Origin of the sequence: Cupriavidus pauculus (genome assembly GCF_002858765.1) — a bacterium.
Classification (GTDB): Bacteria; Pseudomonadota; Gammaproteobacteria; order Burkholderiales; family Burkholderiaceae; genus Cupriavidus; species Cupriavidus pauculus_B.
The window spans coordinates 26,287-41,647 of sequence record NZ_PJRP01000003.1 but is presented as its reverse complement, the minus strand read 5'-3'; the positions used below and the strand labels follow the sequence as shown (position 1 = coordinate 41,647).

Here is a 15,361-nt window from a genome sequence, read left to right as displayed (position 1 = left end):
CTACCTTTCTGGAGTCATCATGAGTCGTACCAATCTCGACGCGTCCGTGTCACTGGCCGAGCGCGCCTACCGTATCCGGCGCAATGCCATCTTGATGGGCGAGGTGCAAGGGCAGGGCTATGTCGGCCAGGCGCTGGACATCGCCGACGTGCTGGCTGTGGCTTACTTTGGCGCGATGAAGTACCGCCCCGAAGATCCTGAATGGGAAGGGCGCGACCGCTTCCTGCTGTCCAACGGCCACTACGCCATCGCGCTGTATGCGGCGCTGCTCGAAGCGGGCATCCTGCCCGCCGAGGAGCTTGAAACCTATGGCAGCGACGACAGCCGCCTGCCGATGTCGGGCATGGCCAGCTATACGCCCGGGATGGAGATGTCCGGCGGTTCGCTGGGCCAGGGGCTGACGATTGCCGTGGGCCGCTGCCTGGGCCTGAAGCGCAAGGGCTCGGACGCGTTCGTCTATACGCTGTTTTCGGACGGCGAGCTTGATGAAGGCTCGATCTGGGAGGGCATCCTGTCGGCCAGCCACTGGAAGCTGGACAACCTGATCGCCATGGTCGACGTGAACAACCAGCAGGCCGACGGCCCGTCGACGCAGATCCTGTCGTTCGAGCCGCTCGCGCCCAAGCTGGAGGCGTTCGGCTGGTACGTGCAGCGCGTGGATGGCAACGACATCGACGCCGTCGCCAAGGCGTTCCAGAACGCCCGTGCCCATCAGGCGCCGCAGCCGCGCATGATCGTCTGCGATACGCGCATGGGCTGTGGCGTGCCGTTCCTGGAGCAGCGCGAAAAGAATCACTTCATCCGGGTGGAAGCCCACGAATGGCAACTGGCGCTGCAGGCGCTGGAAGCCGGGAGACAAGCATGAGCAATACCACTCCGGCCGGCAAGACCCGGCTCAAGACCTCGGCGATGATCGCCTCGATTGCCGGCGAAGGGCAGGCCACGCGTGCGGCACCGTTCGGCCATGCGTTGACGGCGTTGGCGGCAGAAAGGCCCGACATCATCGGCATGACGGCCGACCTCGGCAAATACACCGATTTGCACATCTTTGCGAAGGCGTATCCCGAGCGGTACTACCAGATGGGGATGGCCGAACAGCTGCTGATGGGCGCGGCTGCCGGCTTTGCCCACGAAGGCGCGGTGCCGTTCGTCACGACCTACGCCGTGTTCGCCACGCGGCGTGCCTACGATTTCATGCACCAGACGATTGCCGAGGACAACCTCAACGTCAAGATCGTGTGCGCGCTGCCAGGGTTGACCACAGGCTATGGACCGAGCCACCAGGCGGCGGAAGACCTGGCACTGATGCGCGCCATGCCCAACATGACGGTGATCGATCCCTGCGACGCGCTGGACATCGAGCAGATGGTGCCGGCCATCGCGGCGCATGACGGGCCGGTTTATGCGCGGCTGTTGCGCGGCAACGTTCCGGTGGTGCTGGATGAGTACGACTACAGCTTTGAACTGGGCAAGGCCAAGCTGCTGCGCGATGGCGCCGAGGTGCTGATCATTTCGTCCGGCATCATGACGATGCGCGCGCTGGAGGTGGCCAAGGCGCTGGAGGCCGACCGGGTGGGCGTAGCGGTGCTGCATGTGCCGACCATCAAACCGCTTGATACCGAAGCGATCCTGGGCGAAGCCCGCAAGCCGGGACGCCTGGTGGTCGTGGCCGAAAACCACACGGTAATGGGCGGGCTTGGCGAAGCGGTGGCGGGGACGCTCATGCGCGAGGGCGTGCACGTGCCGTTCCGGCAGGTTGGCCTGCCCGATGCATTCCTCGATGCCGGCGCGCTGCCGACGCTCCACGATCGCTACGGGATTTCGGCGGGTGTGATGGCGCAGCGCATCAAGGGATGGCTCGGGTAGTCATAGCGCCAGCACGATCTTCCCGCCGCGCGCCGCGCGAGAGCAGCACGACATCATGCGGCTGTTCGCGTCGCGCTCGGTGCGGGTGAGCACGACGTCGCGATGATCGATATCGCCGGACAGCACGCGTACCTCGCACGATCCGCACAGGCCTTCCTCGCAGTCGCTCTGCACGTCGATGTTGGCGCAGCGCAGCGCGGTGAGCAAGGTCTGGTCGGCGGGTACATCGAGCGTGAGGCCCGAGTCCTTCAGTTCCACGGTGAAAGCCTGTTCTTTCGAGGGGTCCAGCGTGCCGAGCGTGGAGCTGAAATGCTCCACGCGCAGCGTGTCATCGGGCCAGCCGGCGCAGCAGGTTTCCAGTGCCTCGATCATCCGCGCCGGGCCGCAGGCGTAGACCTGCGCCGCTGGCGCATGGGTATCGGGGCTGGCCAGGATCTGGGCAAAGTCGGCACGGTTGCCTTCGTCCGCGGCGTGGATGTGCAGGCGGATACCGTGCAGCGCGGCGAGTTCGTCGAGCAGGGCCATGGCCTGGCGCGACCGGCCGCAGTAGTGGAACACGTAGTCGATGCCGAGTTCACGGGCGCGCCGCGCCATGGCGCTGACCGGCGTCACGCCGATGCCGCCCGCGACGAAGATGGCCTTGCGGCAGTTTTCGTCGAGCCGGAAGTGGTTGCGCGGGCCGCGCACCTTGAGCTTGTCGCCGGCGCGCAGGTTGGCATGGAGCCACGCCGATCCGCCGCGGCTTTCCGTCTCGCGCAGCACGGCAATCTCGAAGGTCCGTGCGTTGGCCGGGTCGCCGCACAGCGAGTACTGGCGCGAGATGCCGGTGTGGCCGCATTCCACATCGATATGCGCGCCCGGTGTCCAGCGCGGCAAGGGGCGGCCGTCCTGCGACGCCAGGCGGATACGCAGCACGTCCTGCGCGGCCGGCTCGACCGCCTCGACCACCAGCGTGCGGCCGATATTGCCGGTGGGCTCGCCGATGCGCACCGCATCGCGCGGCGCCAGCACGGCCGGGTCCGTGCGTTCCGGATTCTGCATGGGGTCCCATTCCACCCACAGGTGCTCGGGACCACGGAACGACGTGTTGGGCACGTAGCTGAAGCGCTGGTCGGCCAGCCGCAGATGCGGCAGGCGGCTGGTCAGCTCTTCGAGGAAGATCTGCATTTCCATGCGCGCCAGGTTCTTGCCCATGCACTGGTGCGCGCCGTAGCCGAAGGTAAGCTGGTCGCTGGCGTTGTCGCGGTGGATGTCGAACAGGTCGGCATCGGAAAAATGGCGCTCGTCGTGGTTGGCCGACGATGTCACGATCAGCAGCTTGGTGCCGGTTGGCAGCGGGATGCCGCCCACTTCGGTGTCCTGGGTCATCACGCGGCGCCAGGCGGCCACCGACCCGTTGTGCCGCAGGCATTCCTCCACGGCGTTGGGAATCAGCGCCGGGTCTTCGCAGATCTCGCGCCAGACATCGGGGTGCTGCAGCAGCAGCTTGATGGCGTTGGCCGACGCGTTGGCCGTGGTCTCGTGCGCGGCCACGATGCCGGCCATCATCATCGAATGCAGGTACGAATCGGTGACGACCTCGGGCAGTTCCTTCTGCTTGCGGATGCCGTACTGCATCCAGCCCGGCCTCGATGGGTCTGCGCGCATCTTGTCGAGGATGCGGCCCGCCAACTGCCAGAAATTGCCGACGGCATGGGCCACGGCCACCTGTTCGTCGGGCCTCGGGCGCCCCCACGTGTTCACCGTGTGGGCGATCGAATACTGGCGCAGCAGGTCCATGTCTTCCTCGGGCACGCCGAGGAAATGCAGCGCCACGGTCAGCGGCACCTCCCAGAGCATCTGGTCCACCAGGTCGGCGCGGCCGTCGTCGACAAAGCGGTCGACGTATTCGCGCGCCAGCCGGCGCACCAGCGGCTCGTGATGCACCAGCTCCGCAGGGGTGAACGGCTCCATCAGCGCGCGGCGGCGCGGCATGTGGGCCGGTTCGTCCTCGTTGACCAGCGTCCGGTTCATCGCATAGCCGTACGATGCCAGCACCGCGTTGGCCTCGTCGCCGGTGGGCGTGATCTTCTCCAGCGCGATGGCCGGGCTGAAGGTTAGGTTGTCGCGGAAGATCGCCTTGATATCGTCAAAGCGCGTGACTACCCAGTAGCCCAGCTTCGGGCTGTAGAACACGGGCTCCTGCTCGCGCGACCACCGCACGTAGTCGGGCGGGTCCTGCTGGTAGCCGTCCTCGAACGGATCGAACGCCGCGGCGTTGTGGCTGACGGGGCAGCCATTCGGCGCCTGGACGGGAGCCGCTGCGGCGCGCAGCGCGGCGTGGTCGATCGGGCAACCCGCGCCAGGCGCGGGCGAGGTGGACTGGGTCATGCGGTACTCCAACGACAGTGGAACTGGGCAGAACTGGGTGATAGGGGGTGGCGACGTCAGTCGAGCGAGATCTTCAGATCCTGGATCAGCTTGGTCCAGCGAGCCGTTTCGCTGCGCAGCAGGTCGGCAAACTGGGCGGGGGTGTTGCCCACGGGCTCCACGCCGAAGTCGACCAGTTTCTTGTGGATGGCGGGGTCCTTGACCGATGCCACCACCTGCTTGTTGAGCGTGGTGATCACATCGGGCGGCGTGGCGGCCGGCACCACCATGCCCACCAGCGCGGCGGCTTCCACGTTCTTGTAGCCGAGTTCGCTGAAGGTCGGCACGTCGGGCAACTGGGGCAGGCGCGTGGCGTTGGCCACGGCCAGCGGTCGCACCTTGCCGCCCTTGATGAAGCCCGCGCCGGCGGCGTAGTCGACCATCATCGCGGGAATCTGGCCGGCGGCCACGTCGGACAGCGCCGGGGCCGCTCCGCGATACGGCGCGTGGGTCATGGTCAGGTGGGCTTCGGTCTTGAGCAGTTCCATCGCCAGATGGTGCGGGCTGCCGGCGCCGGCCGATCCGTAGTTCACGCCGCCCGGCGTCGCCTTGACCTGGGCGATGAACTCCTGCGCCGTCTTGGCCTGCGTGCCGGGGCCGACCACCAGGATCATCGGAAAACGGCCCAGCAGCGTCACGGGCGCCAGGTCGCGCGTGGGGTTGTAGGACAGCGTCTTGTACAGCGCCGGATTGAAGACCAGCGTGCCGTTGTCGGCGGACAGCACCGTGTAGCCATCGGGCGTCGAGCGGGCGGTTTCCGAGGCGCCAATCGCGGTGTTGCCGCCCGGCTTGTTGTCCACCACCACCGGCTGGCTGACGCGGGTCGACAGGCCTTGCCCGATCGTGCGCGCCAGGAAGTCCGATCCGCCGCCAGCCGGGTAGGGCACGATCCACCGGATCGGCTTGGCAGGCCAGGCATCGGCGGCATGTGCGCCGGTGACCACTACAAAGGACAGGGCAAGCAGCGCCAGGGGCTGGAGGCGGGGCATCGGGTTGTCTCCTTGGTATTTGGCCGGATAGTGGTTGGCCTGTTTTGCGTAAATCATATACGCATTGCGTAATCATAGAATGAGGGTTAACCTCGGGCGCCATGACTACCGCTTCCGACCTCTCTGCGGACCCCACCCCCCGTCCGCGCGAACGCCGCCAACGCGTGCAGGCGGCCGAAACCGGCATGGCCGTTCTCAAGACCCTGGCCCGGCTGGGCGGGCGCGCCAGCCTGACCGCCATCGCCGGGCAGATTGGCGAGAGCCCGGCCAAGGTGCATCGCTATCTGGTGAGCCTGATGGAGGAGGGGTTCGTCGCGCAGGAAGCCAACACCCAGCAGTACCACCTAGGGATCGAGGCGCTGCAGATCGGCCTGGCCGCGATGCGCCAGGCCGATCCGATCCGGCTGTCCGAAGCCGCGCTGGTGCGGCTGCGCGAGCGGCTCGAAGTGACGTGCTTTATCGCCGTGATGGGCAACAAGGGGCCCACCATTGTGCGGATCGAGGAGCCGGGCCTGCCGGTGACGGTGAACGTGCGGGTGGGGTCGGTGATGCCGCTGCTGTGGTCGGCCACGGGCCGGGTGTTCCTGGGCATGCTCGACGATTCGGACGTGCAGGCGCTGGCACTGGCGCGCGCGGAACTTGACGCGCTGACGCCGGGGCAGCGGGCCGACCTGGATGCGAACGATCCGCTGGGCGCGCTGCGCGAGCCCGTGCGGGCGCAAGGCTGCGCGGCAGTGCGCGATACCAACCTGAAAGGCATCAGCGCGGTGGCGGCGCCGGTGCGCGACTACACCGGCCGGGTCTGCGCGGTGCTGACCGCGCTGGGCGCCACCGGTGGCTTCGATCCGTCAATCGACGGACCGATCGGCCACGCGGTGCGCGAGGAAGCCGCGGCCATCAGCGCGTTGCTGGGCTTCGCGGGCTGATCCTCAAGGGGGTGGAGGCTGACTGCTGTCGCCCAGCCTTATTCCGGCCGTTTCGGAATGTTGACCGCGCGCTGCACGGCCGGCCGCGCGGCGAAGGCCGCCAGCACGCGCGTCACTTCGGGGAAGTCCTGGATGCCCACCAGGTCGCCCGCCTCATAGAAGCCCAGCAGATTGCGTACCCACGGGAACGTGGCGATATCGGCAATCGTGTAGTCGTCGCCCATGATCCACTCGCGGCCCTTGAGCCGTTCGTTCAGCACGTTCAGCAGCCGCTTCGATTCGGCCACGTAGCGGTCACGCGGGCGCTTGTCCTCGTAATCCTTGCCCGCGAACTTGTGGAAGAAGCCCACCTGGCCAAACATCGGGCCGATGCCGCCCATCTGCCACATGACCCACTGCAGGGTCTCGTAGCGCAGCGCCGGATCGGCCGGCATGAACTTGCCGGTCTTGTCGGCCAGGTACACCAGGATCGCGCCCGATTCCCACAGCGCCAGCGGCGCGCCGCCGGGGCCGTTCGGATCGATGATCGCGGGGATCTTGTTGTTCGGGTTCAGCGACAGGAATTCGGGCGAGGTCTGGTCGTGCTTGTCGAAGCGCACCAGTTGCGGCTCGTAGGGCAGACCGGTTTCCTCCAGCATCAGCGAAACCTTGATGCCGTTGGGGGTATTGAGCGAATACAGCTGCAGGCGGTCGGGATGTTGCGCCGGCCATTTGCCGGTAATCGGGAAGTCGGACAGAACGGTCATCGTGATGAACTTGTCGTTTTGTGGGCGAAAGCGGCCATGGTAATGGCTTTGGCGCAGTTTCGCCTGGCAGTCATCAAATACCCCTGATATCGACATTTGATCCAGGCCAAAACTACATATAGTGCCGCGTGGAAGAATTCTCCCCATATCTTGTAGGAAGGAGGGCGGACGTGATGCCGGAAATGGCCGTGGGCAGGACGACGGTGGATGTGGAATCGTCGATCAACGAATACCTGGACCGTCAGGACTGGCGGATCAACGCGAATGCCAACCAGGGCTATTCGCTCGGGGGGCTGATCCTGAACGTGGCCGGCAAGGTCACGGCCAACTACTGGCTGTCGCACGTGTACGCGCCCGAAGCCGGCGCCGCGCACCGCGAGGGCGACCTGCATATCCACGACCTGGACATGCTGTCCGGCTACTGCGCGGGCTGGTCGCTGCGCACGCTGCTGCACGAAGGGCTCAACGGCGTGCCGGGCAAGGTGGAGGCGCTGCCGCCGCGCCATATGTCGAGCGCGGTCGGGCAGATCGTGAACTTCCTTGGGACGATGCAGAACGAATGGGCGGGCGCGCAGGCGTTTTCGTCGTTCGATACCTATATGGCACCGTTCATCCGCAAGGATGCGATGGCGTACCCTGAGGTGAAGCAGCATATCCAGGAGCTGATCTACAACCTCAACGTGCCGTCGCGCTGGGGCACGCAGACGCCGTTCACCAACCTGACTTTCGACTGGACCTGTCCCGACGACCTCAAGGAGCAGGTGCCGGTGATCGGCGGCCAGGAAATGCCGTTCCGCTATGGCGACCTGCAGGCGGAGATGGACATGATCAACCGCGCGTACATCGAGGTGATGACGCAGGGCGACGCCAAGGGCCGCGTCTTCACGTTTCCGATCCCCACCTACAACATCACGCCCGACTTCCCGTGGGACAGCGAGAACGCCGCGCGGCTGTTCGAGATGACCGCCCGATACGGCCTGCCGTACTTCCAGAATTTCGTGAACTCCGACCTGACGCCGAACATGGTGCGGTCGATGTGCTGCCGGCTGCAACTGGACCTGCGCGAACTGCTCAAGCGCGGCAACGGCCTGTTCGGCAGCGCCGAGCAGACCGGCTCACTGGGCGTGGTCACCGTCAATTGCGCGCGGCTGGGCTACCGGCATCGCGGCGACGAGGCCGGCCTGCTGGCCCGGCTCGACACCTTGCTCGATATCGGCCGCGACACGCTGGAGGCCAAGCGCGAGCGCATCCAGCAGCTGATGGACCAGGGCCTGTTCCCCTACACCCGGCGCTACCTGGGCACGCTGCGCAATCACTTCTCGACGCTGGGCGTGAACGGCCTGAACGAGATGATCCGCAACTTCACCGGCGACGCGTACGACATCACGACCGAAGCGGGGCACGCCATGGGGGTGCGGTTGCTCGATCACGTACGCGGCCGCATCGTCGAATACCAGGAAGCCACCGGCCACATGTACAACCTCGAAGCCACGCCGGCCGAGGGCACCACGTACCGGTTCGCGCGCGAAGACCGCAAGCGCTGGCCCGACATCCTGCAGGCCGGCACGCCCGCGCAGCCGTACTACACGAACTCGTCGCAACTGCCCGCGGGCTTCACCGACGATCCATTCGAGGCGCTGGCGCGCCAGGAGACGCTGCAGTCGAAATACACGGGCGGCACGGTGCTGCACCTGTATATGGGCGAGCGCCTGTCCAGCGGCGAGGCCTGCAAGCGCCTGGTGCGCCGGGCACTCGAGTCGTTCCGCCTGCCCTACATCACGGTCACGCCCACGTTTTCTGTCTGTCCCACGCACGGCTACTTGGCCGGCGAGCACCGCTTCTGCCCGAAGTGCGACGAGGAAATCCTCGCGCGCAAGCTGGCGCGGCAGGCGGCATGATTGATTACCTCCGCAGTGCCCTTTTTCCGACGTATTTCAACCCGAAGAGCCACGCCATGACCGATCTTTCCGTCTCCCAGCATTTCTCCGCCAACACCGCCAACGCAGCCGACACCGTTGCCCTGCGTGACGATGAGCGCCAGCCCTGCGAAGTCTGGACCCGGGTGATGGGCTACCACCGGCCCGTGGAGAGCTTCAACATTGGCAAGAAGGGCGAGCACGCCGAGCGCAGGTTCTTCGACGAGCAGCGCTGCCAGGGTTAAGCTCGCCATGGCTGGCGTGTCGGCCGACACCCTGCGCATCGGCGGCCTGGTGCCGCTGACCAGCATCGACTTCCCCGGCCGACTGGCGGCCGTGCTGTTCTGCCAGGGCTGCCCGTGGCAGTGCGGCTACTGCCACAACCCGCACCTGATTCCGCCGCAGACGCCGCCCGCGATGGCCTGGGACGATCTGCTGTCGTTCCTGGCACGCCGGCGCGGGCTGCTCGACGGTGTGGTGTTCTCGGGCGGCGAGCCCACGCTCCAGTCCGCGCTGCCCGACGCGATGCGCGCCGTGCGACAGATGGGCTTTCAGGTGGCGCTGCACACTGCCGGCATGTATCCGGATCGCCTGGCCAGCGTGCTGCCGCTGGTAGACTGGGTCGGCTTCGACATCAAGGGGCCGGCGCATTGCCATGCAGCGATCACCGGCACGCCCGGCGGCGCGGCACGCACGCTGGTGTCGCTGGATCGCCTGCTGGCGAGCGGTGTGGCCTACGAATGCCGCACGACCTGGGACCCGGCGCTGTTCGATGAGACGGCGCTGATGGGGCTGGCCGACACGCTGACGGCTCGTGGCGTACGGCACTGGTCGCTGCAGGTGTGCAACCGGGCAGGGCGGCCGGTGTCGTGGCCACCCGGCGTGGCCGGGCGGCTGGCGTCGGCCTTCCCGCAACTGGCGCTGCGCGCGGGCTGAATCCGGCCGCGTACCGGCTGCCAAGGCTACTGCAGCCGAGGGTCGGGCTCGCGCGCCATCGGCGAATAGGCCGGGTCCCACTCGTTGCCTTTCGGCAGCGCGACGTGCGGCATCCATGCCGGCCAGCCTGGCCAGGCGTTGCCGTGGGGCTCGCCCACGCGGATGTTGCTCAGATAGAGGATGCCGCCCGCAATGGCGCGCGCGGCGTCGTCTGTCAATCGATCCTCGCGGCGCAGGTCCGCGATCTTCAGCTTGCTCATGATGGTCTCCTGAACGTGGCGATGGGCGCGGCGGTTGCAGTGCCCGTTGGGCGTTCAGCAGGGACCATGCCAATGCGCGAAAGCGCCGCGTGGCGCACGGGCCGGCTGACTGGCGGGCCCCTCCGTCGGGCAGGGACCAACACCAGCGGTGCCGTGCGGCGCGATCTGTTGGCTACCGGCCAGAGAGTTCCGCGGCAACGAAATCGACGAAGACCTTCGCGCGGGCAGGCAGGCGGCGGCCGAAGCCATGCAGCACCTGCAGCGGCACGGGCCGCAACGCCGCGTCGGGCAGCACCACCCGCAACCGGCCGGCGTCGAGATCGTGCTGGACGACGGTCCGCAGCAGTTGCGCGATGCCCAGACCGTTCACCGCCGCGATACGCATGGCTTCGCCGCTGTCGCTATCGAAAATGCCGTCATGCGCACCATCCCGCGCGGCGTCGAGCGGCACACGGGTGCCATCGGCAAAAGCAATCGGCAGGATCTGGCCGCCCAGCCGGTAGCGGACATGTCGGTGTGCCCCCAGGTCCGCCGCCGTGCGGGGCTCGCCGTGGCGGGCCAGGTAGGCCGGCGAGGCCACCAGCGCCAGTGGCAGTTCGGCAAGCGGGCGCGCGTAGAGTCCGCTGTCCGTGGGGTGGCCGGCGCGCAGCGCCAGGTCGAAGCCTTCGCGGATCAGGTCCACGTGCTGGTCGCTCAGGCTGATATCGAGCGACAGGCGCGGGTGGCGCGGCATCAGCGTCGCCGTGATCGGGCCGAGCAGCGACTTGCCCAGATCGCCGGGCAGGCTGACGCGCAACCTGCCCACCGCCGCCGCAGGCTTGGCCAGCACTTCGGTGGCCTCTTCAAGGCCACGCACCAGTGGTGCCACGCGGGCGTAGTAGGCCTGACCTTCGTCGGTCAGCACGAAGGCACGCGTGGAGCGGTGAAACAGCTTCACGCCCAGCCGCGCCTCCAGGCGCGAGATGCTCTTTGAAATGGCCGAGGGCGTGGTGCCCAGCAGTCTGGCGGCGCCGGTGAATGATCCGGCTTCCACGGCCCTGACGAAGGCGGACAGGCCGTGCAGGCGTTCCATTGACATGGATGACAAATTGGCACAAGTGATGCGTTCATTGTAAGGCTGTCCGCCTGTCCGGCGCAGGCGTAGATTCGGCGCTCGGATCAACCAGAAACTGACGAGATACTCATGGGCAAACTTTCAGGAAAGGTCGCCGTCATCACGGGCGGCAACAGTGGCATTGGTTTCGCGATGGCCAGTCGCTTTGTGGCCGAAGGGGCCAGGGTCGTCATCGTTGGGCGCCGCGCCGACGCGGTGGAGGCCGCCGTGGCCGAGCTGGGGCCGCAGGCCATCGGCCTGACCGGCGACCTGGCCGACCTTGGCACGCACGACCGTGTGGCCGCGCTGGTGGCGGACCAATTTGGCGGCGTGGACATCTACGTGGCCAACGCGGGCATGAACCAGATCACGCCGTCGGACGCGGTCAGTGTCGACGAGTACGATGTGCAGTTCGCCACCAATACCCGTGCCGTGTTCTTTGGCGTGCAGAAGGTCGCGCCGCATCTGCGTGACGGGGGCGCCATCGTGCTGGTCAGTTCGATTGCCAGCGCCAAGGTGCTGGACGGGCACGCGGTGTATGCGGGCAGCAAGGCCGCCATCGAGGCGTTTGCGCAAAGCTGGGCGCTGGAGTTCAAGGCGCGCGGCGTCCGCGTGAACGTGATCAGCCCGGGCCCGGTCGACACGCCGATCCTGGCCAAGCTGGGCGTTGCGCCGGCACAGCGGCCCGGATTCGAGGCGGCCATGGCGGATGCCATTCCCCTGGGCCGGCTGGGCCGTGCCGAGGAGGTGGCGGCGGCGGCCTTGCTGCTGGCCAGCGGCGAAGGCAGCTTCATCACCGGCGTGAACCTGCGGGTCGACGGCGGCATCGCGCTGACGTAATCTAGCGAGCAGCCTGTAACACGGGCGCTTGTAACGGACGGGCTGTAACGGGCCGGCGGCATCGACAGGTGCCGCCGGCCTCGGTGTGCTGCCCAGGCCAGACCGTTGCGTTCGCCCGACAGTTACTGGCATGGATTCGCCAGGATGACTACTCTCCATTTGGCTGTTCAGTCATTTGGACGGTATCCGCCGCGCGCAGGCGGGCCATATCCTCTAGCTTCTTTCAAGGGAGGGCAGCATGAGGACCTTTTTGGGACTCGTTGCCGGCTGCATGCTCGCCGCCGGCTGCACATCGACACCGAAAGCGCCACCTGCATCCGCCTTCAAGGCTGACGACCTCAGCGGCAAACCGAAGCGCGCCGCGCAGGGCTGGGTCGCTGCCGGCAAGGACTGGTCGGCGGACAAGGATCTGGCCGCCATCCTGGCGCTGCCCGAGAACCGCGAGATCAAGGACCTGCTGGCCTCGCCGCAGTGTGCCGAACCCGCACCGAAATCTTCACCCGCCTCACCGGCTTCGCCCTCCCGGACAGCGGGCGCAGCCAGCGCCGGCGGTAGCGCATTCGTGGTGAGCGGCACAAGGCTTGTTGCCGATCTCTATGCGGACAAGGAGCCGGGCACCCCGGAGCAACTCAAGCGCGAGGCAATCGACGCCAGCAATGTCGATGTCAGCTTTTCGGCGAACGGGTTCCGTGGGGTGCGCTGCGCAGTGTTTGCGCGCTATGCGCAGGGCGATGCTCCGACGCGTCCCGGCCTGCTTGCCGTGCTGGCCATCGAGCAGAAGCTGCAGGACGGCAAGTTCACCGACTACTTCCGTTTCCGTCCGCTCTATATCCGTGCCACGAACACCATTGCGAAGACGGCGGCGGCCAATGGCGCGCAGCCGGCGCAGATCGCGGTGTCGTTTGCGCTGGTGACACGGCAGCTCGTGGTCAACGGCGACGGCGCCGCCAAGTTTGCCGAACTGGGGTCGGCCGCGACCACCATCGCGCGGGTGCCGCTGGGGGGCAATGGCATGCCCTGCACGACGGCGCAATGCAGCGGCATGTCGCCGCCGGTACCGGTGCCGGTGGCCCGGGGCACCGTGGTGATCTCGATGGGGGTCAGCGAGGCCGGAGACGTCGGCGCTGAAATCGACCAGATTCGCGTGGAGCGGGAAGCGGTGGCGGCGGCACGCGTACCCGGTACGCCAGCCGCGGCGCCGGCCGCTACGCCGCCGGCGCATGGTTCGCCGGAGCACCGTGCTGCCAGGTAGGCCGGTCAGGCGGCCACGCGGCTAGCGCAGCGCGCCCCAGTGGTTCGTCACGCGCAGCAGCGAGGCATGCGGGCCAATTTCACCGAGGCCGGTCGATAGCCGCTCGGCAGCGTCGCTGACGGCCGGGGCCAGATCGCGCAGGCGTGCCATGCGCAGCCGCGTATCGGGGCCGGAAATGCCGATGGCCGCGATCACGGCACCCGTGCCGTCGAAAATCGGGGCGGCCAGCCCATTGACGCCATCCCGCCATTCGCCACGGTTGATCGCATAGCCGGCGCGGCGCACGCGCTGCATTTCCAGCAGGAATGCCTCGGGCTCCGTGATGGTGCGCGGCGTGGCCGGAGGCAGGTCGTGCGCGATCTCGGCCAGCCATTGCGGATTCCGGAACGCCAGCATGGCCTTGCCCGTGGCGACGCAGTGCGCCTGCGAGCGGCCGCCGATCTGGCTGTAGGCGCGGATCGGATTGGGGCATTCCACCTTGTGCACATACACGACCTCACGTCCGTCCAGCACCGACAGGTGGACCGATTCCCCCGTGGATTGCATCAGTGCCTCCATCAGCGCATCGGCGTGCCGGCGCAGATCGAAGCTCCAAAGCGCCGCAGATCCCAGTTCCCACAGCTTGATCGATACGGTGTAGCTGGCCGGCGGCACGCGCACGACGTAGCGTTCGTCAACAAGCGCCTGCAGCAGCCGGTGGGCGCCGCTCTTTGGCATGCCCGCCATCACGGCGAGTTCGCTCACGCCAATCGGCTTGCCGTGGCGCGCCATGATGTCGAGCAGGTGAAGGCCTTTGATCAGCGTGTTGTTCATGGCACGGAGCATCCAATGCCCGGCGAGGGTCGGGCAATCGTTCCAAAGTGTAGAACACCCGCGTCAGAATGAGGAACGGTTTTAGACTCGGTTCCAACGTCGTGCATCCCCTGCGGCGACGACACACCACTTCACCATGACCGACATCCGAACCGAAGACCTGCCGTTGCGTGGCATCCGCGTGCTGGAGTTCTGTACCGTGGCCGCGGGCCCGTTCTGCGCCATGCTACTGGCCGATATGGGCGCCGACGTGATCAAGATCGAGCCACCCGGCGGCGACACGCTGCGCAGCTGGCCGCCGATTACCGATGGCTTCAGCGAGAACTTTGCATCCCTGAACCGGAACAAGCGTTCGGTCGTGCTCGACCTCAAGCGCCCCGAAGACCTGGAAGTGGCGTTGGCGCTGTGCGCCCAGGCCGACGTGGTGATCGAGAACAACCGCCCTGGCGTGATGGACCGCCTCGGGCTCGGGTATGCGCAACTGAGCGCATTGCGGCCGGAACTGGTGTACTGCTCGATCTCCGCCTACGGCCAGAGCGGCCCGCGTGCCGGCGAGGGCGGCTTCGATCTGACCATCCAGGCTGCGGCCGGCGTGATGAGCGTGACCGGCGATTCCGATGCCCCGGTCAAGTGCGGCGTGCCGGTGTCGGACTTCGCGTCGGGCCTGTACGGCGCGTTTTCGATCGCCAGCGCGCTGCTGCAGGCTCGGGCGCGCGGGCGCGGCATGCATCTCGACGTGCCGATGTTTGGCTGCACGCTGGCCATTGGCGCGCTGCAGACCAGCGAATACTTCGGCACGGGACGCAGCCCGGGCAAGCTCGGCTCCGCCCATCCGCGCAATGCACCGTACCAAGCCTATCGCGCGGCGGACGGCTACTTTGCCATTGCCGCCGGCAACGACAGCCTGTGGCGGGCCGTGCTGCGCGCGGTGCAGCGCGAGCCGCTGGCCGATGATCCGCGCTTCCTCACGCCGACACTGCGTGCGCGCCATCAGGGCGAACTGAAGGACATTCTGGAAGCGGTGTTTGCGCAGCGTGACGTGGCCCACTGGATCGACGTGTTCCGCGATGCCGGCGTACCCCATTCGCGCATCAACGATTACGCGCGTGCGCTGGAAGACCCGCAGGTTGACCACATGCGCTGGGTGCGCGATCTGGAACTGCCCGGCGGCACGCGCACGCGCACCTTCGCGTCGCCGGTCCGCATCGATGGCAAGGCGGTGCCGGTGCGCACGGCGCCGCCCGCACTGGGCGAGCATTCGCAGGCCGTACGCGAGTCCTGCGGCGGTGCAGGTGTCGACCAACAGGGGTAAACC

The 15,361-nt window shown here is 67.2% G+C and carries 15 protein-coding genes; 9 read left to right on the top strand and 6 right to left on the bottom strand.

Annotated elements, in window-relative coordinates; translation table 11 throughout:
• Positions 1 to 19 precede the first annotated feature (19 nt).
• Positions 20 to 865: a transketolase gene (locus tag CYJ10_RS08645; protein WP_101681108.1), complete on the top strand. Its 846-nt coding sequence runs from the start codon at positions 20 to 22 to the stop codon at positions 863 to 865.
• Entirely contained in the window at positions 862 to 1,866 is a 1,005-nt protein-coding gene (locus tag CYJ10_RS08640) for a transketolase family protein (protein WP_101681107.1), read from the top strand. Before CYJ10_RS08645 ends, CYJ10_RS08640 begins: the two co-directional genes overlap by 4 nt.
• Here the strand turns inward: CYJ10_RS08640 and CYJ10_RS08635 are convergent, their stop codons facing one another.
• Positions 1,867 to 4,236, bottom strand: a complete 2,370-nt coding sequence (locus tag CYJ10_RS08635) for a cytochrome P450/oxidoreductase (protein WP_101681106.1) — start codon at positions 4,234 to 4,236, stop codon at positions 1,867 to 1,869. It abuts the gene before it with no gap.
• A 56-nt stretch (positions 4,237 to 4,292) separates the two neighbouring features.
• Complete coding sequence (locus CYJ10_RS08630) at positions 4,293 to 5,264, bottom strand: Bug family tripartite tricarboxylate transporter substrate binding protein (RefSeq protein ID WP_101681105.1); 972 nt, start codon at positions 5,262 to 5,264, stop codon at positions 4,293 to 4,295.
• 101 nt (positions 5,265 to 5,365) lie between these two features.
• Here CYJ10_RS08630 and CYJ10_RS08625 point away from each other — a divergent pair, with 101 nt between their 5' ends.
• Positions 5,366 to 6,190: an IclR family transcriptional regulator gene (locus tag CYJ10_RS08625; RefSeq protein WP_101681104.1), complete on the top strand. Its 825-nt coding sequence runs from the start codon at positions 5,366 to 5,368 to the stop codon at positions 6,188 to 6,190.
• A gap of 38 nt (positions 6,191 to 6,228) precedes the next feature.
• Here CYJ10_RS08625 and CYJ10_RS08620 read toward each other — a convergent pair whose 3' ends face one another.
• A complete protein-coding gene (locus tag CYJ10_RS08620) occupies positions 6,229 to 6,936 on the bottom strand; it encodes a glutathione binding-like protein (RefSeq protein ID WP_101681516.1) in 708 nt (235 codons plus the stop codon).
• Between the two features lie 173 nt (positions 6,937 to 7,109).
• Between CYJ10_RS08620 and CYJ10_RS08615 the strand changes: the two genes are divergently transcribed.
• The 3 genes from CYJ10_RS08615 to CYJ10_RS08605 are packed head-to-tail and all read left to right on the top strand — an operon-like array spanning position 7,110 to position 9,788.
• The gene (locus tag CYJ10_RS08615; protein ID WP_101681103.1) at positions 7,110 to 8,834 is read left to right on the top strand and encodes a ribonucleoside triphosphate reductase; all 1,725 of its coding nucleotides are present in this window, start codon (positions 7,110 to 7,112) and stop codon (positions 8,832 to 8,834) included.
• Between the two features lie 56 nt (positions 8,835 to 8,890).
• Entirely contained in the window at positions 8,891 to 9,097 is a 207-nt protein-coding gene (gene nrdD / locus CYJ10_RS08610) for an anaerobic ribonucleoside-triphosphate reductase (protein WP_101681515.1), read from the top strand.
• 7 nt (positions 9,098 to 9,104) lie between these two features.
• Entirely contained in the window at positions 9,105 to 9,788 is a 684-nt protein-coding gene (locus CYJ10_RS08605) for an anaerobic ribonucleoside-triphosphate reductase activating protein (RefSeq protein ID WP_101681102.1), read from the top strand.
• A gap of 26 nt (positions 9,789 to 9,814) precedes the next feature.
• On the opposite strand, the gene CYJ10_RS08600 is transcribed toward CYJ10_RS08605, so the two are convergent.
• Both CYJ10_RS08600 and CYJ10_RS08595 read right to left on the bottom strand, forming a co-directional pair.
• Positions 9,815 to 10,048, bottom strand: coding sequence for a hypothetical protein (locus CYJ10_RS08600; protein ID WP_101681101.1), 234 nt, complete (start codon positions 10,046 to 10,048; stop codon positions 9,815 to 9,817).
• A 172-nt stretch (positions 10,049 to 10,220) separates the two neighbouring features.
• Positions 10,221 to 11,126, bottom strand: coding sequence for a LysR family transcriptional regulator (locus CYJ10_RS08595; protein WP_101681100.1), 906 nt, complete (start codon positions 11,124 to 11,126; stop codon positions 10,221 to 10,223).
• 105 nt (positions 11,127 to 11,231) lie between these two features.
• Between CYJ10_RS08595 and CYJ10_RS08590 the strand changes: the two genes are divergently transcribed.
• A complete protein-coding gene (locus CYJ10_RS08590; RefSeq protein WP_101681099.1) occupies positions 11,232 to 11,981 on the top strand; it encodes an SDR family NAD(P)-dependent oxidoreductase in 750 nt (249 codons plus the stop codon).
• Between the two features lie 238 nt (positions 11,982 to 12,219).
• Entirely contained in the window at positions 12,220 to 13,233 is a 1,014-nt protein-coding gene (locus tag CYJ10_RS08585; protein ID WP_146002000.1) for a hypothetical protein, read from the top strand.
• Positions 13,234 to 13,254: 21 nt separating this feature from the next.
• Here the strand turns inward: CYJ10_RS08585 and CYJ10_RS08580 are convergent, their stop codons facing one another.
• Positions 13,255 to 14,046, bottom strand: coding sequence for an IclR family transcriptional regulator (locus CYJ10_RS08580; RefSeq protein ID WP_101681514.1), 792 nt, complete (start codon positions 14,044 to 14,046; stop codon positions 13,255 to 13,257).
• A gap of 136 nt (positions 14,047 to 14,182) precedes the next feature.
• On the opposite strand from CYJ10_RS08580, the gene CYJ10_RS08575 reads away from it, so the two are divergent.
• Positions 14,183 to 15,358, top strand: a complete 1,176-nt coding sequence (locus CYJ10_RS08575; protein ID WP_101681097.1) for a CaiB/BaiF CoA transferase family protein — start codon at positions 14,183 to 14,185, stop codon at positions 15,356 to 15,358.
• Positions 15,359 to 15,361 lie beyond the last annotated feature (3 nt).

What these genes read in the sequence shown, in the direction of transcription:
- CYJ10_RS08605 (WP_101681102.1), top strand. Translation starts at nt 9,105, where the DNA reads ATGGCTGGCGTGTCGGCCGACACCCTGCGCATCGGCGGCCTGGTGCCG.
- CYJ10_RS08575 (WP_101681097.1), top strand. Translation starts at nt 14,183, where the DNA reads ATGACCGACATCCGAACCGAAGACCTGCCGTTGCGTGGCATCCGCGTG.
- CYJ10_RS08625 (WP_101681104.1), top strand. Translation starts at nt 5,366, where the DNA reads ATGACTACCGCTTCCGACCTCTCTGCGGACCCCACCCCCCGTCCGCGC.
- CYJ10_RS08595 (WP_101681100.1), bottom strand. Translation starts at nt 11,126, where the DNA reads ATGTCAATGGAACGCCTGCACGGCCTGTCCGCCTTCGTCAGGGCCGTG.
- CYJ10_RS08585 (WP_146002000.1), top strand. Translation starts at nt 12,220, where the DNA reads ATGAGGACCTTTTTGGGACTCGTTGCCGGCTGCATGCTCGCCGCCGGC.
- CYJ10_RS08640 (WP_101681107.1), top strand. Translation starts at nt 862, where the DNA reads ATGAGCAATACCACTCCGGCCGGCAAGACCCGGCTCAAGACCTCGGCG.
- CYJ10_RS08635 (WP_101681106.1), bottom strand. Translation starts at nt 4,236, where the DNA reads ATGACCCAGTCCACCTCGCCCGCGCCTGGCGCGGGTTGCCCGATCGAC.
- CYJ10_RS08600 (WP_101681101.1), bottom strand. Translation starts at nt 10,048, where the DNA reads ATGAGCAAGCTGAAGATCGCGGACCTGCGCCGCGAGGATCGATTGACA.
- CYJ10_RS08630 (WP_101681105.1), bottom strand. Translation starts at nt 5,264, where the DNA reads ATGCCCCGCCTCCAGCCCCTGGCGCTGCTTGCCCTGTCCTTTGTAGTG.
- CYJ10_RS08590 (WP_101681099.1), top strand. Translation starts at nt 11,232, where the DNA reads ATGGGCAAACTTTCAGGAAAGGTCGCCGTCATCACGGGCGGCAACAGT.
- CYJ10_RS08645 (WP_101681108.1), top strand. Translation starts at nt 20, where the DNA reads ATGAGTCGTACCAATCTCGACGCGTCCGTGTCACTGGCCGAGCGCGCC.
- CYJ10_RS08580 (WP_101681514.1), bottom strand. Translation starts at nt 14,046, where the DNA reads ATGAACAACACGCTGATCAAAGGCCTTCACCTGCTCGACATCATGGCG.
- CYJ10_RS08615 (WP_101681103.1), top strand. Translation starts at nt 7,110, where the DNA reads ATGCCGGAAATGGCCGTGGGCAGGACGACGGTGGATGTGGAATCGTCG.
- nrdD (WP_101681515.1), top strand. Translation starts at nt 8,891, where the DNA reads ATGACCGATCTTTCCGTCTCCCAGCATTTCTCCGCCAACACCGCCAAC.
- CYJ10_RS08620 (WP_101681516.1), bottom strand. Translation starts at nt 6,936, where the DNA reads ATGACCGTTCTGTCCGACTTCCCGATTACCGGCAAATGGCCGGCGCAA.